This window comes from Streptomyces sp. NPDC037083, from assembly GCF_055606485.1.
Genome location: NZ_JBVJSQ010000008.1, coordinates 296,043 through 320,313 on the forward strand (window position 1 = coordinate 296,043; position 24,271 = coordinate 320,313).

At 73.1% G+C, this 24,271-nt stretch carries 22 protein-coding genes; 11 read left to right on the forward strand and 11 right to left on the reverse strand.

What is annotated here, in order from left to right; all coding sequences use genetic code 11:
- Positions 1–166: 166 nt before the first annotated feature.
- From ACZ7DE_RS23135 to ACZ7DE_RS23160, 6 genes are all read left to right on the forward strand, one after another.
- Entirely contained in the window at positions 167–3,370 is a 3,204-nt protein-coding gene (locus tag ACZ7DE_RS23135) for a lantibiotic dehydratase (protein WP_470764064.1), read from the forward strand.
- Complete coding sequence (locus ACZ7DE_RS23140; protein ID WP_470764066.1) at positions 3,367–4,725, forward strand: lanthionine synthetase C family protein; 1,359 nt, start codon at positions 3,367–3,369, stop codon at positions 4,723–4,725. The genes ACZ7DE_RS23135 and ACZ7DE_RS23140 overlap by 4 nt, the downstream gene beginning before the upstream one ends.
- Before the next feature lie 26 nt (positions 4,726–4,751).
- On the forward strand, positions 4,752–5,702 hold the full coding sequence (locus ACZ7DE_RS23145) for an ABC transporter ATP-binding protein (RefSeq protein ID WP_470764068.1): 951 nt from the start codon (positions 4,752–4,754) through the stop codon (positions 5,700–5,702).
- The gene (locus ACZ7DE_RS23150; protein WP_470764070.1) at positions 5,699–6,499 is read left to right on the forward strand and encodes an ABC transporter permease; all 801 of its coding nucleotides are present in this window, start codon (positions 5,699–5,701) and stop codon (positions 6,497–6,499) included. The genes ACZ7DE_RS23145 and ACZ7DE_RS23150 overlap by 4 nt, the downstream gene beginning before the upstream one ends.
- Positions 6,496–7,857 (forward strand): DUF6895 family protein, encoded by a 1,362-nt coding sequence (locus ACZ7DE_RS23155; protein ID WP_470764072.1) that lies wholly within the window; start codon positions 6,496–6,498, stop codon positions 7,855–7,857. The genes ACZ7DE_RS23150 and ACZ7DE_RS23155 overlap by 4 nt, the downstream gene beginning before the upstream one ends.
- Positions 7,858–7,922: 65 nt before the next feature.
- Positions 7,923–8,456, forward strand: a complete 534-nt coding sequence (locus ACZ7DE_RS23160; RefSeq protein ID WP_470764074.1) for a GNAT family N-acetyltransferase — start codon at positions 7,923–7,925, stop codon at positions 8,454–8,456.
- 51 nt (positions 8,457–8,507) lie between these two features.
- Here the strand turns inward: ACZ7DE_RS23160 and ACZ7DE_RS23165 are convergent, their stop codons facing one another.
- Together ACZ7DE_RS23165 and ACZ7DE_RS23170 are read right to left on the reverse strand one after the other, a co-directional pair.
- A complete protein-coding gene (locus ACZ7DE_RS23165; protein ID WP_470764076.1) occupies positions 8,508–9,875 on the reverse strand; it encodes a pyridoxal phosphate-dependent decarboxylase family protein in 1,368 nt (455 codons plus the stop codon).
- Positions 9,876–10,085: 210 nt separating this feature from the next.
- Positions 10,086–10,700 carry a dihydrofolate reductase family protein gene (locus tag ACZ7DE_RS23170; protein WP_470764078.1) on the reverse strand — a complete coding sequence of 205 codons (615 nt, stop codon included), beginning with the start codon at positions 10,698–10,700 and terminating at the stop codon, positions 10,086–10,088.
- 850 nt (positions 10,701–11,550) lie between these two features.
- Here ACZ7DE_RS23170 and ACZ7DE_RS23175 point away from each other — a divergent pair.
- The 4 genes from ACZ7DE_RS23175 (at position 11,551) to ACZ7DE_RS23190 (ending at position 15,509) form a co-directional block, all read left to right on the forward strand.
- A complete protein-coding gene (locus ACZ7DE_RS23175) occupies positions 11,551–13,128 on the forward strand; it encodes a hypothetical protein (protein WP_470764080.1) in 1,578 nt (525 codons plus the stop codon).
- 184 nt (positions 13,129–13,312) lie between these two features.
- Positions 13,313–13,519, forward strand: coding sequence for a hypothetical protein (locus tag ACZ7DE_RS23180; RefSeq protein ID WP_470764082.1), 207 nt, complete (start codon positions 13,313–13,315; stop codon positions 13,517–13,519).
- Positions 13,520–13,569: 50 nt separating this feature from the next.
- Positions 13,570–14,625, forward strand: coding sequence for a maleylacetate reductase (locus tag ACZ7DE_RS23185; protein WP_470764084.1), 1,056 nt, complete (start codon positions 13,570–13,572; stop codon positions 14,623–14,625).
- Positions 14,622–15,509 carry an intradiol ring-cleavage dioxygenase gene (locus ACZ7DE_RS23190; protein ID WP_470764086.1) on the forward strand — a complete coding sequence of 296 codons (888 nt, stop codon included), beginning with the start codon at positions 14,622–14,624 and terminating at the stop codon, positions 15,507–15,509. The genes ACZ7DE_RS23185 and ACZ7DE_RS23190 overlap by 4 nt, the downstream gene beginning before the upstream one ends.
- A gap of 94 nt (positions 15,510–15,603) precedes the next feature.
- Here ACZ7DE_RS23190 and ACZ7DE_RS23195 read toward each other — a convergent pair whose 3' ends face one another.
- Together ACZ7DE_RS23195 and ACZ7DE_RS23200 are read right to left on the reverse strand one after the other, a co-directional pair.
- Entirely contained in the window at positions 15,604–16,695 is a 1,092-nt protein-coding gene (locus tag ACZ7DE_RS23195; RefSeq protein ID WP_470764088.1) for a hypothetical protein, read from the reverse strand.
- A 130-nt stretch (positions 16,696–16,825) separates the two neighbouring features.
- Positions 16,826–18,046, reverse strand: coding sequence for a metallophosphoesterase (locus ACZ7DE_RS23200; RefSeq protein ID WP_470764090.1), 1,221 nt, complete (start codon positions 18,044–18,046; stop codon positions 16,826–16,828).
- Between the two features lie 309 nt (positions 18,047–18,355).
- On the opposite strand from ACZ7DE_RS23200, the gene ACZ7DE_RS23205 reads away from it, so the two are divergent.
- Positions 18,356–18,895 (forward strand): DUF6193 family natural product biosynthesis protein, encoded by a 540-nt coding sequence (locus ACZ7DE_RS23205; RefSeq protein ID WP_470764092.1) that lies wholly within the window; start codon positions 18,356–18,358, stop codon positions 18,893–18,895.
- A gap of 25 nt (positions 18,896–18,920) precedes the next feature.
- Here ACZ7DE_RS23205 and ACZ7DE_RS23210 read toward each other — a convergent pair whose 3' ends face one another.
- The 7 genes from ACZ7DE_RS23210 to ACZ7DE_RS23240 form a co-directional block, all read right to left on the reverse strand.
- A complete protein-coding gene (locus ACZ7DE_RS23210; RefSeq protein ID WP_470764094.1) occupies positions 18,921–19,481 on the reverse strand; it encodes an SRPBCC family protein in 561 nt (186 codons plus the stop codon).
- 68 nt (positions 19,482–19,549) lie between these two features.
- Entirely contained in the window at positions 19,550–20,653 is a 1,104-nt protein-coding gene (gene paaE / locus ACZ7DE_RS23215) for a 1,2-phenylacetyl-CoA epoxidase subunit PaaE (RefSeq protein WP_470764097.1), read from the reverse strand.
- Entirely contained in the window at positions 20,650–21,102 is a 453-nt protein-coding gene (gene paaD / locus ACZ7DE_RS23220) for a 1,2-phenylacetyl-CoA epoxidase subunit PaaD (RefSeq protein ID WP_470764253.1), read from the reverse strand. The genes paaE and paaD overlap by 4 nt, the downstream gene beginning before the upstream one ends.
- A 59-nt stretch (positions 21,103–21,161) precedes the next feature.
- Positions 21,162–22,052: a 1,2-phenylacetyl-CoA epoxidase subunit PaaC gene (gene paaC / locus ACZ7DE_RS23225; RefSeq protein WP_470764099.1), complete on the reverse strand. Its 891-nt coding sequence runs from the start codon at positions 22,050–22,052 to the stop codon at positions 21,162–21,164.
- A 51-nt stretch (positions 22,053–22,103) separates the two neighbouring features.
- Positions 22,104–22,400 (reverse strand): 1,2-phenylacetyl-CoA epoxidase subunit PaaB, encoded by a 297-nt coding sequence (gene paaB, locus ACZ7DE_RS23230; RefSeq protein ID WP_470764100.1) that lies wholly within the window; start codon positions 22,398–22,400, stop codon positions 22,104–22,106.
- Entirely contained in the window at positions 22,397–23,371 is a 975-nt protein-coding gene (gene paaA, locus ACZ7DE_RS23235) for a 1,2-phenylacetyl-CoA epoxidase subunit PaaA (protein WP_470764101.1), read from the reverse strand. The genes paaB and paaA overlap by 4 nt, the downstream gene beginning before the upstream one ends.
- Before the next feature lie 64 nt (positions 23,372–23,435).
- Complete coding sequence (locus ACZ7DE_RS23240; RefSeq protein ID WP_470764102.1) at positions 23,436–24,194, reverse strand: enoyl-CoA hydratase/isomerase family protein; 759 nt, start codon at positions 24,192–24,194, stop codon at positions 23,436–23,438.
- Positions 24,195–24,271 lie beyond the last annotated feature (77 nt).

The following is a 24,271-nucleotide window of genomic DNA, read 5'->3' on the forward strand; positions in this document are numbered from 1 at the left end:
GGGGCCCCCCGGGGCGGAACAGGAGGGGGCGGGGCCTCTGGCTGCAGCCACTTCGTCTAACCTTGTAAAAAAATCCCTTAGCCCGGCGGGGGGGCGGGGCGGCCTCCCCCCCGCCCCCACCGGCCGTTCCCGAGAACAAGCGACAAGGACGAAGAAGGGGACACCCGTGGGGGAACCGTCACAGGAGACACCGTTCGAGGCGAAGGACGTCTTCCTGCACCGAGCACCGCTGGCAACGGGCGCACCCGGTCTGCTTCTCCCCGCCGCGGGCCCCCAGGACCTGGGAGCCTGCGCCGAACTCCTCGCCCGCGTCCCCTCGGACGAGGTGCTGAGCGAGGCGCTGGACCTCGCGTCCCCCAGTCTCAGCGCCATGGTCCGCCGCGTCGCCGAGCGCGGCGCCGCCGGCATCAAGGCGGGACAGCTGCGCCGGGCCGCGCTCGCCGTTGTGCGCTACGACATCCGGATGCGCACCCGCCCCACCCCCTTCGGACTGTTCGCGGGCGTGGCGACCGGCCGCTTCGACTCGACCGCCAAGGCGGAGCGGGGCACCGCACACCGCACCCGCACCCATGCCGACATGCAGTGGCTCACCAGAGTCGGCCATCGCCTGGAGAGCGACCCGGCCGTGCTGTCCGCGCTCACCGTCCAGGCCCACCAGGCCCTCGTGCTGCGCGGCGGCCGCCTGGTCCTCGCCTCCTCCTCCACACAGGGCGTACGCCTCACCGAGAGCGGCGAGGCCCGCTCCACGGTGTCGGTGCGCAGGACGCCCGTCGTCGAACGGGTCCTGGCCGAGTCCGTGGCCCCGCTGCCGTACGAGGAGCTCGTCCGGCGCACAGCCGAGGCGTTCCCCGGCGCCCCTGTCGAGCGGGTCCGCGGGCTGCTGGCCGAGCTGGTGAAGCAGGAGATCCTCATCACCGGTCTGCGCCCGCCGCTGGACGGCGGCGACCCGCTGCACCACGTCCTCAGACTCCTCGAGCAGGTGACCGGCCCGTCGGAGGAGACCCGCCGGACACACGACGCGCTGCTGGCCGTGGAGCGCGCACGGCGGACGTACGACGCCCGGCCGGTGGGCGAGGGCCGCGAACATCTGGCCCGACTGCTGCAGACGGCACGGTCGGTGGAGCCCGACGACACGCCCCTGCACATCGACACCCGCATCGACGCCTCGCTGCATCTGCCGTACGCGGTGCGCGACGCGGTCGAGGACGCCACCGGGGTGATGTGGCGCCTGTCCCGTCCCAAACTGGGCCTGTTCGCCCTGCGTGACTACCATCGCCGATTCCTCGACGTCTACGGAGCCGACCGGCTGGTGCCGGTTCTGGAGCTGCTGGACGAGTCGACGGGACTGGGCGCCCCGGCGGGCTACGGCTGGCCCAACAGCGAGGCGCCGGCCACCCCGCCGCAGGAGTTCCGCACGGCTCGACGGGACCGCGCCATGGCCCGGCTGACGGCCGAGGCGCAGCGCGCCAGGCTGCGCGAGGTCGTGCTCGGCGACGCCGACCTCGACGAGCTGTGCCACGACACCGCCGACCGCGCGGACCTGCCCAACTCCTGCGAGGTGACGGTGCAGGTCGTCGCGCCCTCGGTGGAGGCCATGGCCGACGGAGACTTCCGGGTGTTCCTCTCTCCGTCGCCCGGCTCGCACCGGGCCGGATCGACCTTCGCCCGGTTCGCCGACCAGGACCCCGGCTGGCGGGCGGAGTTCGCGGCGCTGCACCGGGAGAACCCCGTGCACATCGAGGGCGCCGTCCCCGTCGACCTCGCGTTCAGAACACGCTCGGGGCGCGCCGCCAACCTCGCCCACACCACCCCCGCCACCGGCCGGCGCGTCAGCGTCGGCGTCCCGGACGCCCCCGGCGTGGAGGAGCTGCGGCTGAGCGACATCGGCATCGGCGCGACGCTGGACCGGCTGACCGCCGTCCACATGCCCACCGGCCGGGAACTCGTGCCCGTGCTCGGGAACATGGTCAGCGCCCCCGCACAGGCGCCCAACGCCGTGCGGCTGCTGTGGGAGATCGGCCTGGAGGGCCAGCGGCTGTGGGAGCCCTGGAACTGGGGGCCGCTCGCCGACGCACCGTTCGTGCCCCGCGTGCGCCACGGACGGTTCGTCCTCGCTCCCGCCGTCTGGCGGCTGGACGTGGTCCGTGCACGGGCCGAGGAACTGCGCGCCGGCAACGACACCAGCCGGGCCCGCTGGGAGCGCGCGCTCGCCGACTGGCGGGCCGCATGGGACGTACCCCGCCGGATCCTCGCCGTCACCACCGACCAGCGGCTGCTGCTCGACCTCGACGACGCCTGGCACCGCGAACTGCTCCTCGACCAGGTGCTGCGCCACTCCGACCTGATCGCCCAGGAGATCCCGGGCGAGTACGAGGACTGGCTGGACAGTCCGCTGGCCGGCCACACGGTCGAACTGGTCGTCCCCATGACCCGGCGCCGGGAGGCCGCCGCGCCCCGCCGCCCGTACACCGGGCACAGCCAGCCCGGGCGTCTCGTGCACGGCCTGGGCGGCGAGTGGCTCTACCTCAAACTCCACGGCTCCGCCCGCACCCAGGACGACCTGCTGCGCGACCACGTCCCGCACCTGGTCGACCTGGCAGGCCAGAAGGGCGCCGACGGCTGGTTCTTCATCCGCTACACCGACGACGCCGGACACCATCTGCGGCTGCGCCTGCACGGCGCACGTCCCGAGGAGCTGTGGGGCTCCGCCGCCCCGGCCGTCGGCGGGCTGCTCCAGCAGTGGCAACGAGAAGGACTGCTGCGCAGCCACTCGCTCGCCCCGTACGACCCGGAGACCGAACGTTACGGCGGCCCCGCGGCCCAGCCACTGGCCGAGTCGGTCTTCCAGCACGACAGCGAAGCCGCGATCGAACTGCTGCGGCTGGCCAAGGACCCCTCGAACGACTACGGAGTCGACGACCTGGCCGTCGTCTCCTGTGCCGCCCTGGCGCACGCCTTCGGGCCCCCCTCGCCGGACAACCCGCGAGCGACCGAGGACTGCGGCGACGACGGCGCGGCGGCCTGGCTCTCCATGACCGGAGCGCGTCGCGATCTCCCCGCCGCGTTCCGTGCCCGGTCGGCCCACTGGCGGGCCGTCGTCGACCCCTACGGCGGATGGCCCGCCTTCTCGCGGGAACCGGCCGGCGCCCGAGCCCTCGCCGCACTCCGCCGACGGGACGAGGCGGTGGCGGAGCTGGCCGCGTTCGTGAAGAAGGCGGGCGACACGCCGGAAGGCCGGGTGGTCGGCAGCCTGCTGCACATGATCTGCAATCGCCTCTTCGGCGGCGAGGGCGCCCGTGAGCTGACCGTGCTGGGCATCGCCCGGGGCGCGGTACAGGACAACCTCAACCGCCGGAGGCACCAGTCGTGAACGCCGCCACCACCTCGCGCACGCGGGAAGCCGTCGCCCTCGTGGCGCAGCGGCTCGCCGACCCCGAGCACGTCGCCGCGGTCGCATCCCGCGACGACAACCGTGACCCCATCTACGACTCCGTGATGTGGGGGCCGCTGACCCTCGCCAACGGCCTCCCCGGCACGGCCCTCCTGTACGGCGAACTGGCCCGCACCGACGACTCCTGGCGCCCCGTCGCCCACCGTCATCTCGCCGCCGCCGGGCAGGCGATGAACTCGGCGCCCAGCCGCGGTCTGTTCTCCGGACCGGCCGCGCTGCTCGCCGCCGCACAGACGTGCGCCGGCCCCGACGGCCACTACGCCTCGCTGCGCCGGAAGCTGGCCTCCTGGCTCGCCGAGGACCAGACCGAACGGCTGGGCGTCTTCCGCGCCCGCGCCGAGGACGGCGGCGTCGGCGTCGACTGGGCGGCCTACGACCTGGTCAACGGCATTTCGGGAACCACCCGCCTCCTCCTGGACTCGGCGGCCGACCCGGCCGAGACCGGTCCCGACGTCGAGTCCGCACTCACCGCCTCCCTGCGCCACCTGGTCGGCATCACCGCCCCGGTACGGGTCGACGGCCACGAGGTCCCGGGCTGGTGGGTGCCGGTCGACCTCCAGCTCAGCGAGCGCGACCGGGACACGTACCCGCGCGGCGACCTCAACCTGGGCATGGCCCACGGCATCACCGGGCCACTGGCGGTCCTGTGCACGGCGTACGAGGCCGGGCACGACGTCACCGGCCTGCGCGACGCCGTCCACCGCATCGCCGACTGGCTGCTGGGCTGGACCCTGCACGACGACGCGGGACCCTACTGGCCCGCCCGCGCCGGCCTGGAGCACGAGGTGGCCGCACGCCGCCCGCGGGAACTGTTCACCCGTACCGCGTGGTGCTACGGAACGCCCGGCGTCGCCGCCGCCCTGCTGCGTGCGGGACGCGTCATGGGCCGGCCCGACTGGTGCGCCGCCGCCGTCGAGGGACTGCGTGCCGCACTGCGGCGGGACGAATCGCTGTGGGCCATCGAAGGCGCCACCGTCTGCCACGGCTACGCCGGTCTGTTGCGGGTGGTGACCCGAGTCGCCCACGCCGTCGACGACCCCGAACTGGAGGCCGGACGGGAGCGACTCACCGACCGGGTGCTGGCCTGCGCCGACGAGGACGCCCCGTTCGGCTTCCGCCACCTCATGCGCTTCGCGGCCGCCGCCCGCTCGCCGGTCCCGCACCGGGCCGTGGACACGGCGGGCATGCTCGAAGGCGCCGCGGGCGTGGCGCTCTCGCTCCTGCCGGTCGACGACGGCCCGCTGCCCTGGGACCGCACGCTGGGCCTGGCGTGATGGGGGCGCGGGAGAAAGGAACGCACGTGTCCGAGACACCGGCCTTCGAGATGAGCGACCTCGTCGTGCGCTACGGCAAGGTGACCGCCGTCCACGGCGTGTCCATCAGCTCCGCACCGGGCCGCATCACCGCACTGCTGGGTCCCAACGGCGCCGGCAAGTCCAGCCTGCTCGGGGTGCTGTCGACGGCCGCGAAGCCCGACGGGGGCACGGTCCGCATCTTCGGCCACGACGTACGGCAGGCGCCCATGGCCGCACGCCGGCGTCTCGGACTGGTCTTCCAGGAACGGACCCTGGACAAGGAACTCTCCGTCGAGCGCAATCTCTGGTTCCACGCGAGGTTGTTCGGCATGAAGCGGGATGACGCCCGGGCCCGCATCGGCCTGATGCTCGACCTCTTCGACCTCGCCGACCGCCGCCGCCAGCCGGTCGAGGAGCTGTCCGGCGGGCTCGCCCGGCGCGTGGAGATCGCGCGTGCCCTGCTGCACCGCCCCGGGCTGATCATCCTCGACGAGCCCACCAACGGCCTGGACCCCAGTGCGCGCGCCGGCGTCTGGGAGGACCTGCTGCGAATGCGCGACGAACTGGGCGTGACCGTCCTGTACGCGACCCACTACATGGACGAGGCCGAGTACGCCGACGAGATCGTCATCCTCCAGCAGGGCCGGGTCGTCCGGCAGGGAAGCGTCGACCAGCTCAAGACCCGCCTGGACTCGTCCCGCATCGTGGTGACCTGCGCCGACGACGAGATCGCCGTCCGGCAGTTGCGCGCGGCGGGTTTCGAACCGCTCGTCGAGCCGGGCGGAGTCGCGGTGCACTGCTCGGACCCCGAGGCCCGCATCGTCGAGGTGGTGCGCGCCCTGGACGTCAAGGGCCTGACCGTCTCCGTGCGCCATCCGTCCATGAACGACGTCTACCTGGCGGCAGCCGGACAGGACCGTCCGTACCCGCAACGGGAGAGTGTGAGCACGCCATGACCGCAACCACCGCTGTCGCCCCGTCCCTCGCCGCGGGCGACGCAGGGCCGAGGGTGGCCCTGCGCGCCATCGGCGTCATCGCCCACCGCGATCTGCTGCGGCAGACCAAACGCCCCGGTGTCCTGTTCAGCCAGGGCGTGCAGATCCTCTTCTTCGTCCTGGTCTACGCCGTCGGCTTCGACGGGATGATCGGTTCCGTCGGCTCCGTGTCGTTCAGCGCGTACGTCTATCCCGGCATCATCGCCATCCAGGTCGTCTCGATCGGGGTCGCCTCCGGCCAGACCTACGCCTGGGACCGCGAATACGGCGTACTGCGCGAACTCCTCGTCGCCCCCGTACCGCGGATCTGCCTGCCGCTGGGCAAGGTCGCCGCCGGAGCGGGCATGGTCACCGTGCAGAGCGTGGTGATGCTCGCCTTCTCCCCGCTGGTCGGTGTCGAACTGACGCCGGGCAGGTTCCTCGCGGCGGTGGGCTGCTACGCACTCGCCGCCGTCCTCTTCAGCGTCATCGGCCTCTGCCTGGCCACCGTCATCAAACGGGTGCAGACCCTCCAGGCCACCGTTCAACTGGCCATGTTCCCCATGCTGTTCCTGTCCGGCTCCGTGTTCAGCGCCGAGGACGCCCCCGACTGGCTGAGTTGGATCATGCACCTCAACCCCATGACGTACGCGGTCGACCTGGCCCGACAGACCCTGCTGGGCGGCGGGGGCCTGCTGCCCTGGTGGGCGGACCTCGGCGCGATGGGCGGCATCCTGCTCCTGGTGCTGACGCTGCTGCGCCTGCGGAGCGGGCGATGAACAACCCGGCCGACGCCGCCTCCTGGGCCCCGCTTCCCCCGCACGTCCGGGCCGGCGGCCCGGCGCTGGACGACGACGCGGCGGCCCGGCGGGTGCTGACGGGTGCGCTGCGTTGGCTCGAAGCGCACGCCGAATGGTTCGCGCCGCGGCGGTGGGAGGAGTTCCTGCCCCGCCGTCCCTTCCGGCCCGGGCCGCTGCTGGAACTCCTCGGGCTGGTCCGGATACTGGAGCGGGCGGGCGTCCTTCCCGCGGACGCGCCGCTCACGAGGCACGCCCTCGCTCTCGCCCAGGAGACCGCCGACGGCCCGGACTTCGGCAACGGACTGCGTCGCGCCGACGAGTTCTTCCCGTACCACCTCAACTTCATCGGGCTGCTCGAACTCCTCGGACGCCCTCAGCCGGCGCTTCGCGCCGAGTGCCAGGCGCTGCTCGCCGCGGACGCGGGCGGCCACACGCGCGCCTACAAACCCGTGCTCAACAGGATCGAACTGCGCTACTTCGCCGACCGCGGGAAGTTCACGCCTCCCTCGTGCCTGCCCGACATCGGCACGCTCCACCGCCAGAGCATCGCCGCCCTGGGCCCGGACGTGCTCCAGCTCACCGAGAGCGAGACGTACGCCCTCACCCATGTCCTGTTCTACACAACGGACTTCGGCCTGCACCGCGACCTGCTCGGGGGCGACGAGCAGGAGACCCGGCTGCGCGAGACCGTACGGGTCCTGCTCGGTCTCCACCTCGCCCGCGGCAGCCTCGACCTCCTCGCCGAACTGCTGCTGTGCGAAACGGCCCTGGACGACGGACGCGGCCCCGGCCCGCTGGCGAACCAGGCATGGAACGCGCTGGCCCGCGCACAACGACCGGACGGCGCCCTGCCCAGCCCCGTGCACCGTCTTGACGTACTGGCCGGTCTCGAAGGCGACAAGGCCACGGCCTACCTCTTCGGCACCTGCTACCACACGACCCAGGCGGCCGCTCTCGCCGCCGCCGCACACCTGCGTGGCGCCGCTTCCGCCGGCCGGACCTCGCACCGTCCCGCGCTCACCGCGCACCCGCTGCCCTGCGCCGATCCCGACGAAATCCGGCGCTGGGCACGGCAGGTGACCACGGCTGCCGCCACCGCCGGCACCGAGGCGCGCGCGGCGTGGAGCGCCCACCTCGACCCGCTTCTCGCGCTCACCGTCCGGCAGCGCGACCGGGCCGTCCTCACGGACGTCCTGCACGCGGCCGAACACCTCGGCCAGGACGGCCGCCCCCTGGTCCGTTCCGCGGCGGCCCTCCTGGGCCTGGCGCACACCTCGCCGCGACGGCCCGCGGCAAGGGACTGGAGCACGCGGAAGACGGAGGCCCCACCGGAGTGACGCCGTGATTGGCGCAGCGGAATTCGGATTGCCGGCGGGGTGCCGCGTGGGTAGCGTCGCCGGCCGTGACTCCCACTCTGCGCACCGAGCGGCTGCTGCTCGAACCGTACGTCCCCGAGGACGAAGAGGGCTTCGTCGCCCTGTTCCAGGACCCCACGGTGTCGCGGTGGATGGGCGACGGCCCGGCTTCCGAAGCGGCGGACCGCGCCATGTTCGGGCGAATCTTCACGAAGGTCTACGCCGAGGACCTGTTCGACGTCTGGGCCGTTCGCCGGGACGGACTCCTGGTCGGGCACGCCGAGATCAAGCCGACGGACGTCGGCGGCCACGAGATCGTCTACGCCTTGGCTCCGGCGGCGTGGGGGCGCGGCCTGGGGACCGAGCTGGCGGAGGCGATCGTCGCCCACGGCTTCGACACGCTCGCACTGACCGAGGTGTACGCCACCGTGGCCGCGCCCAACGAGGCATCACTGGCTCTGCTGGACAGAATCGGTTTCGCACACGTCCGCGACATCGAGGAGGACGACGGCGGCACCACCCGCGTGCTGGCCCGTCGTCCGCCGGCGAGCGACACCTCGCCCTCCGCCCGTCAGGGGTGAGCGCACCACCGGCCGTGCGATCGCCGGTGCACACGCCCACGCCCGACGCCGTCAGCGAGCACGAGCGGCCCGCCGGACGGCGTCGAGCGTACGGGTCACGTCGTCGTCGGTCGTCGACCAGTTGCTCACCGAGATGCGCATGACGCGCCGGCCGTGCCAGGTGGAGCCGCTGATCCAGGCCGTGCCGTCGTCGAGCAGCCGGGCGAGGACCCGGTCCGTGCGTTCGTCGTCGCCGAACTCGGCGCACACCTGGGTGAAGACGACGTCGTTGAGGACGCTCGCGCCGTCGATCCCGGCGATGCCCGTGGCGAACGCGGAGGCGTGCCTGCACAGCCGTTCGACCAGGTCGGCCACGCCTGATCGGCCGAGTGACCGGAGGGCGGCCCACACGGTGAAGGCGCGGCCGCGCCGGGACAGCTCGGGGACCTTGTCGACGGGGTCGCCCTGGCGGTCGTGGATGAGGTAGTCGCCGTGCTGGGCCATCGCCGCCCGGAGCGCGGACGGGTCGCGCACGACGGCGAGACCGCAGTCGTAGGGGACGTTCAGGGTCTTGTGGGCGTCCGTCGCCCAGGAGTCCGCCGATGCGCAGCCCGCCGTCAGATGCGCGTGGTCCGGGGAGACGGCGGCCCACAGTCCGAAGGCGCCGTCGACGTGCACCCATGCGTCCGCCTCGCGGGCGGCACGGATCGTCTCGGCGAAGGGATCGAAGGCGCCGGAGTGGATGTCGCCGGCCTGCAGGATCACGATCGTGGGGCCAGGCCCGCGGGCCGCCAGGGTGCGCCGCAGAGCCTCGGGCTCCATGCGCCCCTGGGCGTCCGCCGTCACCAGGTCGGGTCGGCCGAGCCCCAGGTAGCGCAGCGCCAGGTCGATGGCCATGTGACGGTCCTGACCGGCGACGACGTGCACTCCCGGTCCTCCGGTGAGTCCGTCGCGGGCGACGTTCCAGCCGGCGCGCCGCAGCACCGCGTCGCGCCCGGCCGCGAGGCACGTGAAGTTGGCCATCGTGGCGCCCGTGGTGAAGCCGACGGCGCTGTCGTCCGGCAGGCCGAGCAACTGGAGCAGCCACGTACCGGCGATCTCCTCCGCCGCCGCGTACGCGGGGGAGACGGCGCGCATCACGCAGTTCTGGTCCCAGGCGCTGACCAGCCAGTCCGTGGCCAGGGCAGCCGGTTCGGCGCCGCCGACCACGAACCCGTAGAAGCGTCCGCCGGGAAACGCGGTGAGCCCCGGCTCACAGGCCGTGGCCAGCAGGTCGACGACGTCGGCGGGCGCGCTGGGACCGTCGGGCAGGTCGGCGCCGAGCGCGCGCACGATCGCGTCGACCGAGGCGCGGGCGGGAACCCGGCGGTCGGAGAGGCTCGCCAGCCAGCGCACGGCATGCCCGTACGCCTGCCGCAGCGCCATCTCGCGCGCGTCCATACCTCGGACTATGAGACACCCCGGACCGCCCCGCAAGCCAGGCCCGCGTGCGACGACGAAGATCCCCCGCGGTGCGTCGCACGCCCGCCACTCGCCGCGAACCGGGCGTTCCGGCGGCCGCCCCCGCGGCCCGGCGACGCTGCCGGTTCGTGGGAGCGGGCCCGGCGGTCGCCGAGGTCAGGGCGTCCGCCCGCGAGACCGGAGGCACGGTCAGAGGACGTCGTAGGTCAGGTGGGTCACGGTCGAGGTCGAGATGACGCTTCGCTGCCCGAGGGTGCGCGGCGCTCCGCCGGTGAACAGGGGAGTCCCGGCCCCCAGCACGACGGGCGCGAGGTGGAGCGACAGCACGTCGACCAGCCCGGCGGCGAGCGCCGAACCGATGGTGGCGCCGCCGCCCATGAGGACGACGTCCAGGTCCCTGCCGCTGTCCGAGGACGCCGCCTCGGCTCGCCTGCGCGCGGTGCCGACGGCGTCGGCCAGCCCGGTGGTGACGAACGTCCAGTCGAGGTCGGTGAGCCGCACCGAATCCGGCGGTGTGCTCGTCACGACGACGAACGCGGGCCTGCCGACCTCGCCGGCGCCGTAGCCGGTCGTGTCGTCCCATCCGCCGGGCCCGTCGACCACGTCGAAGAGCCGGCGGCCCAGGACGACGGCGCCGGAGCGGGCGGTCGCCTCGCGCAGGACCCGGCGGTCCTCGGGATCGTGGGAGAACGCCCAGGTGTGCAGGGCCTCGCCGCCGGTGCCCAGACCGTTGGCCGGACCGGGGTCGGGGCCGGTGACGAAGCCGTCGAGGGAAACCGAGATGTCGGCGATGATTTCAGTCATATCAGGGCAGACCCTATGCGTGGCGCGGACTCATCGCTCGCCGGCCGATCCGTCCCGGCGCCCCCGTCGGGGAGCCGGCCCGATGCCCGGTGCGCAGGGCCGACCGCGGCACGAAATCACGGCACGACAAATGCACCGAGCACCTGCTCTGCGCGGGATGCGGGGCGAGCCTCGCCGGACGCCCCGGCGTGCCCGCTCCCGGCGTCCAGGCCGCTCGCGCCGAACGCTGGACCCTGGTCCGCAGTCGCCGGGGATGAGCGGCGACACGACCACTCGTTCGGCTGAGCGAACCGAAACTCGGGATGCGTTGGCGACGACTCCGGCCCGGTATCGGCCGTCCATCGTCGTCAAGGGGCCCGTCCGAAGCCGAACCCCCGCTCCAAGGGCTGGAGTTGTCAGGCTATGTCGTCATCGTGCCTGTTCGACCGGCCTGAAGGCGGTATGCGGAACCCTCCTCACCTGCACCCGCCACCTGCACCGGCAACCGCGACGACGGCGCGACCGCCGGCATTCGGACGGCCGCGCCCGAGCGACGACTTCGCACGTCACGGGGATGTTCGAGCGCCGACGCGGGGCGGCGGGCCGGCGGACGGGTTGAGCGGATCGCGCGGGACGGCGCCTCGGCCGACGGGCCGGAGCGGGGGCATGCGGCGGGGGACCCGTCGGCCGGGGTACAGTACGGCGCGCGCGACGAGAGTGGACATGCGGCTGGTATCAGCCCAGCCGTTCCGCGCCTGCTCAGTCACAGGGCTCGGACACCCCGTGCCCTCCCTCCAGGAACAGCGCCATGCCCACGCCCTCCGCAGTACGCTCACCCGCCGCATCCCCACCGGCGCTCCACCGTCCACCGGTGCGCGGCTTCCGGCTCGAGGTGGGTCGTGTCCCGCTTGTCGCCGTCCTCGCCGTGGTTCCGCTGTACGGAGTGTGGGCGGCGTTCTTCGCCACGGGCGGCGGCGACCTGGCCGCGCAGGACGCGTGGGCGGCCTTCTTCGCCAGGAACCCGGGCACCCCCTACGGCTTGTTCTGGTTCGCCGGGGCGCACGTCGCCAACTACAGCGTGCTCTCGCCTCCGTTGATGGCGGTTCTGGGCGGGCGCACGGTCGCCGTGCTGGCGGGGATGAGCGCCACGTGGCTGCTGGGGACGATCCTGCGGCGCACCCTTGCGCGAGCACCGTTGTGGCCCGTCCTGCTCGGCGCGTTGGGACTCTGGGTGAACGTCGCGCTGGGCCGGACCACGTTCGCCGTCGGCGTGGCCTTCGGGCTTGCGGGCCTGCTCGCCCTGGCCGGGCGCCGGCCCCGCCCGGCCCGGCTCGCCGCGGGCGCCCTCGGCGCGCTGTTCGCCACGCTGGCCAGCCCGGTGGCCGGCCTGTTCGCGCTGGTCGCGGGCGCCGGGTACCTGTTGGACCGGCAGTACGGCAAGTGTCTCGCCCTCGCCCTCCCGCCGGTCGCCGCCGTCGCCACGACCACACTGCTCTTCCCCTTCCACGGCGAACAGCCCATGTCGGCGCTGCGGATGAGCCTGCCCCTGCTCATGTCCGCCGCGGTGGTGGGGGTGTGCCCCCGCGAATGGCGGGCGGTACGGGCCGGTGCGGCCGTCTACGGGGCGGGGGTCTTCCTGAGCTGGCTGATCCCCAGCCCGATCGGCTCGAACGTGGAACGGCTGGCCGTCCATCTCGCTCCCGCGGTCCTGCTCGCGGGCCTGCTCCACATGCCCCCTGTGTCCCGCCGTCGGATGCGGGCCGCGGCGCTGGTTCTCACCGCGTCCGTCCTCCATCTCGCCAAGACGCCGGTCGACTGTCTGCGCGGCCCCGAACCCGTCCCGGCCTGGGCCACGCACACCTCCGGACTGCTCCGGGAACTCGAGCGACTGGGTGCGGACCGCGGTCGCCTGGAGGTGCCCGCCGCCGCCGACCATCGCGAGGCCGCTCTCTTCGCCCCGGACGTCCAGCTGATGCGCGGGTTCAACCAGCAGTTGGACAAGGTGCGGGGCCGGATGTTCTACGAGGGCCGGCTCGACGCAGGGCGCTACCACGCGTGGCTGCGCCACTGGGCCGTCGGCTACGTCGCTGTGCACGACGGCTCACCCGACCGGGCCGCCGTACACGAGACCGCACTGATCGAGCAGGGGCAGGACTGGCTGCAGCCGGTCTGGCGCGACCGCTACTGGACGCTCTACCGCGTTCGCGACACCCTCCCACTCGTCTCCGCCCCGGCCGAGGTGCTGGCCGCCGACGAGGCGGGGGTGACCGTGCGCATGCCGCATGCCGGGACGGTCACCGTGCGCGTCGTCCACTCACCCTGGCTGGGAGCCGAGGGCGCCTGCGTCGGCGCGGACGGTCCCTGGACCCGCCTCACCGTCCCCAGAGCCGGCGTCTACCGCCTGACGTCGAGCTACCTGCGACTCCCGCCGTCCCAACCGGACTGCTGAACGACCCGGAGCGGAACCGGTGCGACGCTCAGCCGTACGCCGATGTCCCGCCGACGGCCGGGATGGCGTCGGGGGCTCCGATGTGCCAGTGGGCGGCTCCGCGCAATGCGGTGACCGGGACCTCGCCCGCGTTGACGAGATCGGGGTCGATCTGATCGTCCCGGGCAGTCGAGCCCAGGTTGACGTGGGAGCCGAAGCGGGCGGCGCCCGTCGAGGCTGTTCGCGGCCGCCGGAGCCGGCGGGCCCGGACGCATCCTCTCGCGTCGGCCGGACGCGGCGTACAGACTACGACTGGGCGAAGCTGCGCGACGTCGACGAGGACGGCGCCGTACTGGTGCGACCCGACAAGCACATCGCCCGGCGCTCGACGACCGTGCCCGAGGACCCCTAGGGCGCACTGCGGACGGCGATGCGCCGGATCCCGGGGAAGGCGTGAAGGACATGCGGTTCGACCACGACACACTCGCGCAGCGCGTGCGGTTCGCCTCCGCCGCGGCGGCGCGGAACCTGGCGGACGAGATCAAGGAACTCGGCGCGGAGCGGGTCATGGTGATCGCCGGGGAAGCCGCACGCGAACTCGCCCACCGGATCGCCGCGCAGCTGCCCGTGGCGCACTGGCACCACGAGGTGGCCATGCACGTGCCGGTCGAGGTCGCCGAGCGGGCCATACGACAGGCCGCCGTCCATCGCGTCGACGCGCTCGTCTGCATCGGCGGCGGCTCCACGACCGGCCTGGCCAAGGCCGTGGCGCTCACCACCGGCCTGCCCATCGTCGCGGTGCCGACCACCTACGCGGGCTCGGAGGCCACCAACGTCTGGGGCCTCACCGAGGACGGCCGGAAGACCACCGGCACCGACCCCCGGGTTCTCCCGCGCACGATCGTGTACGACGCGACGCTCATGCTCACCCTGCCGGTCGAGCTGAGCGTGGCGTCCGGACTCAACGCCCTGGCGCACTGCGTCGATTCGATGTGGGCCCCACGGGCCGACCCGATCGACCGGGCACTGGCCGACGAGGCCATTCGGGCCCTGCGCGTCGGACTGCCGCTGGTCGCCGCCGAGCCGCGCGGACTCGACGGGTGTGAGCACGCCCTGTACGGCGCCTACCTCGCCGCGGTGGTGTTCGCCTCGGCGGGATCGGGGCTCCACCACAAGATCTGTCACGTGCTCGGCGGCATGTTCGACCTCCCGCACGCCCAGACACACGCCGTCGTGCTTCCTCACGTGCTCGCCTTCAACGCGCCGGCGGCGCCGGACGCCGAGCGACGCATCGCCGCGGCCCTCGACGCCGACTCCGCGACCGGCGGACTCGCCCGACTGCGCACCCGGCTCGACGCGCCCCGGGCCCTTCGCGACTACGGCATGCCGCAGTCCGGCGTCGCCCCCGCCGCTGAAGCCGTCCTCGCCGCCGTGCCGCCGGGCAATCCGACCTCCGTGACCCGCGAGAACATCACCGGGCTGCTGCACGCGGCCTGGGAAGGAGCAGAGCCCCGATGACCGACAGCGTCTCCAAGGAACAGGAACGTCGCGAGGCGGACCTGGTCGAGCGCGTCGTCCGTTCCTTCGACGACTGCCCCGACCCGCGGCTCAAGCAGCTGATGACCTCGCTCGTGCACCACCTGCATGCCTTCGCCCGCGAGGTCCGCCTGACCGAGGAGGAGTGGGCCAAGGGCATCGAGTTCCTCACCGCCGCCGGACACATCACGGACGCCAAGCGCCAGGAGTTCATCCTGCTCTCCGACGTACTCGGCCTTTCCATGCAGACCATCGGCATCAACAACGAGGCGCGCGGCGATGCGACCGAGGCGACCGTCTTCGGCCCGTTCTTCGTCGAGAACAGCCCCGAGATCCCCGTCGGCGGCTCCATCTCCGCCGGCGCGGCCGGCGAACCGTGCTGGGTCGAGGGCAGCGTCTCCGACAGCGACGGGCACCCGGTCGCCGGCGCCCGCGTCGAAGTCTGGGAGGCCGACGCGGAAGGCCTCTACGACGTCCAGCACGACGACGGCCGGACCGCCGCCCGCGGCCATCTGTTCACCGACGCCGAGGGCCGCTACTCGTTCTGGGGCGTCACGCCGACGCCGTACCCCATCCCGCACGACGGTCCCGTGGGCAGGATGCTGGCGGCCGTCGGCCGGTCCCCCATGCGTGCCTCGCATCTGCACTTCATGGTCAGCGCCGCCGGACTGCGCACGCTGGTCACCCACATCTTCGTCCGCGGCGACGAACTGCTCGCCACGGACACGGTGTTCGGGGTCAAGCCGTCCCTGGTGAAGGAGTTCGCGCGCCAGGCCCCCGGCTCCCCGACGCCGGACGGTCACGCGGTGGACGGCTCGTGGTCACGGGTCTCCTTCGACATCGTGCTGGCCCCCGCCGATACGTGACCGTCCGGCGAAGTCCCGACCGGCCGCCACGCGTTCGCGGGAGGCCGGTGGGACGGCCGCAGCGGGAAACAGGAGCCGAGGTCGGGGCGACGGATCAGGCGGCTGTCGTTCCCTCGCCCTTCTCGACCAGACCGACGGCCTCCGGGAAACCGGAAGCGAACGCCTTGTGCGAGGGGTCGCTCTCCTCGCCGGCCGCCTTCCGGAAGAGGCGGATCAGCTCCTGCCGGTCCTCGTCGGGCGCCTGGTCCATCCGCCTCCGAAGGGTCCCCGTCCAGGCTTCGGTGATCCTGACGGTGTCATCGTCGCCGACGGTGTCCTCGCCGGCCGCCTGGATACCGCCGACCAGCGCCATGTAGGCGGCGCCGAGCACTTCGGACCGGGTCACCGAAGCACCGGCTGCGGCCGGCGGTCCCTGCGCGGGGAGGCAGAGCTCGGCGGGAAGTTCCAGCAGCGACCGGTCCGCCTGCCAGAAGCCCCTGTGCGCCATGTCCTGGCTGTGCATCGCCCCGGCCAGCCGGTGGAGGACGCGGGCGAACTCCTGCCGGTCGTCGTCCGCCATACGGTGCAGACCGTCCTGCACGATCCGGATGCCCCTGCCGGTGAGCCGTGCCGTGCGCCCCACCGCCCTGCCACCGCGTGGCGCACCGGAATCGTCACCGCTCGTGTCGCGGGAACGGACAGCGGCGATGAGACCGAGTACACCCTCCGTGAGGACGTACTCGATGAACCACTGTCTCGTCCGGCGGCCCGCGACATGGGTGCCCGAGGCCAGGTCGTTGAGCTCGACGGCGTCACGGGTGCGGAAACCGGCGAGCGTGAGCACGCTCTTGATCGTCCCGTCCATGAGCGAACCGATGCGCGCGCCGTGCTCGATCACCGGGTCGCGGAGATCGAGCCGATCCGGCTGCATGCATGCGAAGGCGGCCTCGGTCAGGGATTCACCGGCGTTCCAGCTGACGTGGACGCCGCCTGCCGGACCGTCCATGGTGTCGACGGCAACGCGTGCGCCGGCCTGCCTGTCCGCCAGGGTGCCGGGACGCTGCACGTAAGCGGGAAGACCGGCGTGTCGCAGCTCTCGGCACACCGTCTCCGCCAGCGCGTGCCACTCGGCGATGACTTCCTCCGGAGCGTGCGGGATGCCGTTTTCCTCAGCATGGGCGCGCTTCCGGGGATCAACGTACGTCAAGGGTTCTCCTGGGGGAGCGGCCCGGGAAGGGTCCGGATCTTGCCCTCGGCGGGACGAGCCCGGTCATCCGCCGACGTCGCGTCCCCCGGCTCGTCGACTGCACATGGCGGATGTGTCGGCCCGCCGAGTGCTACGTCGAGGTGGGCGGGTGCGGGGAGCGGAGCACGAGCAGGGTGATCTCGCTGGGGGCGAAGACGCGGAACGGCGGGCCCCAGAAACCGGTGCCGCGGCTGGTGTAGAGGAGGGTGCGGGGGCCGTGGTGGCTGAGGCCTGCGAGGGCGGGCTGGTCGATGCGGACGAGGTGGTGGAAGGGCCAGATCTGGCCGCCGTGGGTGTGGCCGGAGAGTTGGAGGTCGATGCCGGCGGCGGCCGCCCGGTCGATGAACTTGGGCTGGTGTGCCAGGAGCAGGACGGGCAGGTCGGGGTCGGCGCCGTTCAGGGCTCCGGCGAGGTGGGCGCGGTGGCCCGCCAGGCCGGAGGACTCGGCGGTGACGTCGTCCACGCCGGCGACCACGAGGGTGTCGCCTCCGCGTTCGAGGAGCAGATGGCGGTTGCGCAGCGGCTCCCAGCCCAGCTCGTCCATCAGATCGACCCAGCCCTGGGCCTCGCTGTAGTACTCGTGGTTGCCGGTGACGTACACACGGGCCCGGGTCGCCCGCACGGTGGCGAGCGGGGCGGCCTGGGCGCGGCGGCGTTCGGCCGTGCCGTCCGCGATGTCGCCGGTGTGGCAGACCAGGTCGGCTTCCAGGGTGTTCACCGTCTCGCACACCCGTGTCGACCAGCGCGCGCGATCGAGGGGACCGTAGTGGGTGTCGGTGATGAGGACGACGCGCACGCCGTCCAACCCGGCGCCCAGCCGCGGGAGTTGCACGTCGAGCCGACGCACGCGTGGTACGCGGCGGGCCTCGGCGTATCCCCAGGCGAGCAGTACGGCGGTGGTGCCCAGGACGGCCCACGTGACGAAGCGGGCCCGGTCCTGACTCTCGCCGACGCCGGCTGCGGTCAGGGCGAGCCGCAGCAGGACGCCGAGCAGAACGGACCAGGTGAACAGGACCCAACTGCTGCCCAGCAGGGTGTCACCGACGATCGCCGCCCGGTCCTGCTGGCGCCGGCCGTGGCCGCGTGCCATCGCGAGCGGCATACCGAGGAGGCCGAGGGCGAACAGGGCGGTGCCGCTGAGCGTGACGGGCAGCGGCCAGTGCTGGCCGGCGTGCAGGAGCACCCAGCAGGGCACGGCCCACAGCAGGACGGGGGCGATCAGGGGGAGGTAGCGCATCAGGCGGTGCAGCCGGCTCTGCCGCGGAGCCCGTGCATCGCTGTCGGCGGGTCGGGTGTCGCTGGTGTCGGTCACGCTTCCCCTCTCGGCCCAGGCTGCCGTCTCGCGCACTGTAGCCGGTCGCCTCGGGCCGGCCGGACCGGCGTTCATGGGCGCGGCCTCTTGGAGCGCTGGGACAGAATCGGATCCATGGCCATGTCAACTGATCCCGCTGCGCTGTATTCCGACGTTGCTGCACGAGGGAGCCTCGCCGCAGCGCTCCGAGCCACCGCGCTCGAGGACGGCTTGTCGGTCCCGTTCACCGCCTCGGGGTCCGACCTTCTCCGTCATGCCGCCGTCGCAAGCACCGTTTTGCAAAGGACGGCCCTGGAGATCACCGGGTGGGTGGCCGAACGACGGTGGTCGATCCGCGGCTGCGAGTCGTTCCAAGGCATGGCGCTGATCGACGGAACCACGCAGGACCTGGCCCAGGTCGCCGCGGCGGCGCAGGCCTGGCACGACGGCGCAGCGCTGCCCGACGTCTCCCGAGCCGCGTCGTTCGTGCACCTCACCGGTCGCTTCGAGGTGGCCGACCACGATCCGGTGCGACTGGCCGAGTCCGAATGGCAGCACCTCCTCACGGAGGCGGACGAGGTGGACTGGCCCGAGTACCGCGCGCTCCTGGAGGCGGCCTACGCCGAACCGGCGCTGCGGGGGCTCTACCCGTTCACGAGCCACCGGACGCTGCGATTCTCCACCAGCACCCGCCCTCGCCTCACGGTCGTCCCGCTGTGCCTGGACGCGCATCGGGACAGCCGCTACACCCTCAGTGCCGACTTCATGGGTGAGGTCCTGGTCGACACGATCACGGTGGCGGACGTCGTGTCGACAGCCGTGCGCCATCTGCCCTCCGGCCTTGGCCCCGTCACCTCCGGAGCCGCCTGAAGACCGCCGCTGCCGTTCGGCCGCTTCACGCTGCCCCTCCGTGCCCGGCTCGGTGGACTCCGTCGATCCCAGGAGGTGTCTGGTCGGAGCGTTCGGCCAGTGCCTTGACGCCGTGCAAGGTGGCTTCCATGTTGCCGCGCAGCTCGGTGATCCGGAAGGCCACGATCTCCTCCTCCCGCCCGGGCGTGCCCTCGATCGCCAGAGAGACACCTGAGCGACCGGGGCCCATCCGGGCGACCTGCCGCAGCCTGGTGCCGGCCCCCTCGGGCGCCAGCTCGAAGCGCCACGTGGCCAGCGGGTGCGAGGGGCGCCGCGACGGAGTGCCGAACCGGCCGTCCTCGTCGACGACCGCCCAGCAGAACACCCGCTGCTCCTCCAGTTCGACGACGTGCGAGACGGTCCGCCACTCGCCGAGCAGGCGGTGGCGGTTGTACCCGGCGAACCGCGCCCCCACCGCGGGCTCCTCGGCGCCGTCGAGCCACTCCACGTGCTGCAGTTCAGGGCTCAGACGGGCCGGCAGGGCGATGTCGGTCACCAGGGTCCACACGCGCGACACAGCCGCTTCCACGTAGACGTCACAGGACACGCTCGGAGCTTCGGCGTACCGCACTGGCTTTCCTCCTGGAGGGGTCGGGTCGGGTCCGGCCTCGATTCTCAACTGTCGAAGTCGACCGTGAGGGTGTCGGAGACGGCATGGGTCTGGCAGGTGAGGACGTAGCCCGCGGAGACTTCGGCCGGCTCCAGGGCGTAGTTGCGGCGCATGTCGGCGTTGCCGTCGGTGACGAGCGCCCGGCAGGTTCCGCAGACGCCGCCCTTGCACGCGAACGGCAGGTCGGCCCGCACCTGTTGGGCGCCGTCGAGGATGCTGCGGTGGCGTGGCGCGGCGAACGTGGTCGCCCGGCCCTCGAGGATCACGGTGACCTCGCTCGTGGGCCCTCGGTCGGCGGGGACTTCGCGGTCGGCGGCGGGTGCCGCGGGCGGTTCCTCGTCCGCGTGGAACAGTTCCTGGTGGACACGGTCCGCCGGGACGCCGAGTCCGGTCAGGAGCGCGCGGGCGTCGCGCACGAGCGCGTGCGGGCCGCACAGCCACCAGTGGGCGACCTCCCGGACGTCGAGGAGAGCGTCCAGCAGCGCGGTGAGCCGGGCCGTGTCGAGGCGGCCGGAGAGCACCTCGGCCTCGCGCGGCTCACGGGACAGGACGTGGGCGAGCTGGAGGCGGGCCGGGTACCGGTCCTTCAGGTCGGCGAGTTCGTCCGCGAACATCACGGTGCCCGTGCGCCGGTTGCCGTACAGGAGCGTGACGCGCGAGTCCTCGTCCGCGGCGAGGACGGACGCGGCGATGGACAGCATCGGTGTGATGCCTGACCCGGCGGCGACGAGGACATGGTGGCCGAGGCCGCCGGCACCGGTCAGGTCCGGGGTGAACGCGCCGGCCGGGGCCATGACCTGCAGGGTGTCCCCGGGGCGTACGCCGTGCACGAGCCAGGAGGAGAACAAGCCGCCCGGTACCGCACGGACGCCGATGCGCGGCGCCGTACCGGCCGGTGAGCAGATCGAGTACGAGCGCCGCTCGTCGCGGCCGTCGATCTCGCGGCGCACGGTGAGGCACTGACCGGGCCGGAACGCGAACTCGGCGGCCAGGCGGTCGGGGACGTCGAAGGTGAGGGCGGCCGCCTCGGCGCACAGCGGCTCCACGGCGGACACCCGCAGGGCGTGGAAGGCGGGGCGAGGGCGGGACCGAACGGGGGACGGAGTCATGGCAGGTCCTTGACGTGGGGGAACGGCTCCCGACAGGTACGGCAGCGTCGCAGTGCCGTGCAGGCGGTGGCGGCGAAGCGCGAGATTTCCTCGGTGTCGGCCGAGGCACAGCGCGGGCAGGGGACTTCGGGCGGGGCGACGGTCAGGCTCAGCCAGGTCCGGGCCGGCGCCGGACCTGGCGCTCCGCGTGGGCCGGGCGGTGCGATGCCGTGCTCCGCCAGCTTGCGGCGGCCCTCGTCGGTGATCCGGTCGGTGGTCCACGGCGGGTCGAGGACCGTGACCACCCGAACGTCGGCGAAGCCGGCGGCCAGCAGCCGGGCCGCCACCTCGGCGCGCATCTCGGCCACGGCGGGGCAGCCCGCGTACGTCGGAGTGAGCCGTACGACGACGGTCCCCTCCGGCGCCGCCTCGACGCCGTGCAGCACCCCGAGGTCGGCGAGCGTCAGCATCGGCAGTTCGGGGTCGGGGACCTCGGCGGCGATCCGCAGGGCCCGTTCCGGTGACGCCGTCACCACGACGCGTCCGGGTGGGCGCGGGCGACGCTCTGCAGTTCGGCGAGGAGCGGCGCCAGGTGCGGGGTGTGCTGTCCGTTCCTGCCGGAGCCCGGGACCGGGGGAGCCGGCACGTCGAGCGGGGACACGTCGTCGGACCGGTTCAGCCCGGCGTCGGCCAGCACGTGGAACAGCTCTTGGCGGGTCCGCGCGGCGACGGCGGCCGGATCCGCGCCGAGGCGCGCGGCCGCACGGTCCGTCAGCAGCTCCTCCAGCCAGGGGGCGAGGGCGTCCAGCGCGGCCCGCATCCGTCCGGCGGACTCGTCGGTGCCGTCACCGAGCCGCACCGTCCATTCCGCGGCCCAACGCCGGTGATAGGCCAGCTCCTTGGCGCTCTTGGCCGCGATCGCGGCCAGCACCGGATCGGGCGCTGCGGCGAGGGCCTCGCACGCGGCCAGCCGCCAGACGGACAGCACCAGCAGCCGGGCCAGGGTGAAGGCGAAGTCGCCGCCCGGCAGTTCGGCGAGACGTACGTTGCGGAAGTCCCGGGGATCGCGGAAGTAGGCGTACGCGTCCTCGCCACGGCCCGTGCCGTCGGCCCTGCCCGCCCTGGCGTACAGCAGACGGGCCTGGCCGAGGAGGTCGAGGCCGATGTTGGCCAGCGCCAGTTCCTCCTCCAACTCCGGGGCGCGGGTGCACCATTCGGCCAGCCGCTGCGCCGACACCAGGGCGTCGTCGCCGAGTGCCAGACAGCAGGCGGCCAGGTCCTCCGCGTCGACCCCCTCGGGCACCGCCTGGTCGACGCCGTGCAGCGGGTCGGTGAACCCGGTGCCGAATGCCCACCGCGCGCCGTCGCCGTCGACGTACAGGTCGTCCTCACCGTCGACGTACAGGTCCTCGTCGGTCATGCGCTGCTCCTGGATGTTCCTGTGGATGTGCCTGGTAATGGCCGGACGTCCCTAGATGTGCGGGACGTCTTCGGGAATGTCGTAGAAGGTGGGGTGCCGGTAGACCTTGTCGCCGCTGGGCGCGAAGAAGGGGTCCTTCTCGTCGGGCGCCGAGGCGGCGATGGTGTCCGAGCGCACGGCCCATATGCTCACGCCCTCGTTGCGCCGGGTGTAGAGATCGCGGGCGTGCAACAGGGCCATCGCGTCGTCGGCGGCGCGCAGGGAGCCGACGTGGACGTGGTTGAGCCCGCGCTTGCCGCGGACGAACACCTCGTACAGCGGCCAGTCGCCTCTGCTCATCGTGCTCATGCCGCCGTTCCTTCCCGCAGCCCGGCGGTCCGCCTGGCGGAGTGCGCGGCGGCGGCCCGCCGCACCCAGGCGCCCTCCTCGTGCGCGGCCCGGCGACGGGCGATCCGCTCGGCGTTGCACGGTCCGTCACCGGAGACGACCCGCTTCAGCTCGTCCCAGTCGGGGGCGGAGAAGTCGTGGTGGCCGCGCTCCTCGTTCCACCGCAGGTCCGGGTCGGGCAGGGTGACGCCCAGCTTCCGCGCCTGCGGGACGGTCATGTCGACGAAGCGCTGCCGCAGGACGTCGTTGGAGTGCCGCTTGATCCTCCAGGCCATGGAACGCGCCGAGTTGGGGGAGTCGTCGTCGGGCGGGCCGAACATCATCAGGGACGGCCACCACCAGCGGTCGACGGCGTCCTGCACCATGGCGCGCTGTTCGTCGGTGCCGCGCATCATGGTCAGCAGCAGTTCGTAGCCCTGCCGCTGGTGGAAGGACTCCTCCTTGCAGACGCGGACCATGGCGCGTCCGTACGGGCCGTACGAGGTGCGGCACAGAGGGACCTGGTTGCAGATGGCCGCCCCGTCCACGAACCAGCCGATCACCCCGACGTCGGCGAAGGTGCGGGTGGGGTAGTTGAAGATCGAGGAGTACTTCTGGCTGCCGTCGATCAACCGCTCGGTCAGGTCGGTGCGGTCGGCGCCGAGGGTCTCGGCCGCCGCGTAGAGGTAGAGCCCGTGCCCGGCCTCGTCCTGAACCTTGGCGAACAGGATCGCCTTGCGGCGCAGCGAGGGCGCCCGGGTGATCCACTCGCCCTCCGGCTGCATGCCGATGATCTCGGAGTGGGCGTGCTGGGCGATCTGCCGGACGAGCGTGGCCCGGTAGGCGTCGGGCATCCAGTCACGGGGTTCGATGCGCTGGTCACGGGCGATGGTGTCCTCGAACACGGACATGTTCATGGAGGCGGGTGCCTCTTTCACATCGGTCTCCTGCATGGGTTTCCTTCACGGGTGGTGGTCATGGACGGGTCATGGGCCATGGCTCATGGGTGACGGGTGGTCAGCGGCCGCGGAAGACCGGGCCGCGCCGTTCCAGGAAGGCGGCGACGGCCTCGCGGTGGTCGTCGGTGGCGCCGAGCCGCCGCTGGACGACGGACTCGCGCTCCAGCGCCGCCGGCAGGGCGGTGGTGGCCGCCGACCGCAGCAGCGCCTTGGTCTCCCGGTGCGCTGCGGTGGGTCCGGCGGCCAGCGCGTGGGCCAGCGCCAGCCCCTCGGCGGCGGCCGAGCCGTCCGCGACGACGCGGTGCACCAGCCCCCACTGCTCGGCGTCCCGCGCGGAGAAGCTCTCGCCGAGCAGCATGAGTCCGCCGGTGCGGGAGGGGCCCAGCTGCCGGGCCAGGGCGCGGGCCACGCCCGAGTCCGAGGCGAGGGCGATGCCGCCGAACGCGGTGGCGAAGCGGGCGCCCTCGGCCGCCACTCGTACGTCGGCGCAGAGAGCGAGGCCCAGTCCGGCGCCGACACAGGAGCCCTCGACCGCGACGACGAGCGGGATCGGCACCGCGTGCAGCTCCTTCACCAGCGGGTTGTAGTGGTCCGGGATGTTGGCGAAGGCGGTGGCGGGCGAGGTCTTCAGCAGGTGGGCGTGCTCCTTGAGGTCCTGGCCGACGCAGAAGTGCCGGCCGCGGGCGGTGATCAGGGCCGCCCGCACCTCGCGCCGGGCGTCCGTGGTCAGCCGCCGGGCGGCCATGAGGAGGGCGCCACGCAGGTGTGCGTCGAGCGCGTTGCCGCTCGCGCGTCCGCGCAGTTCGATCACGGCCACGGACCCGGAGACCTCGTACGACACACCGTGCGACGTCGGGGTTCCCCTCACTGGCGTCGGACTTTCGCGCACTCCCG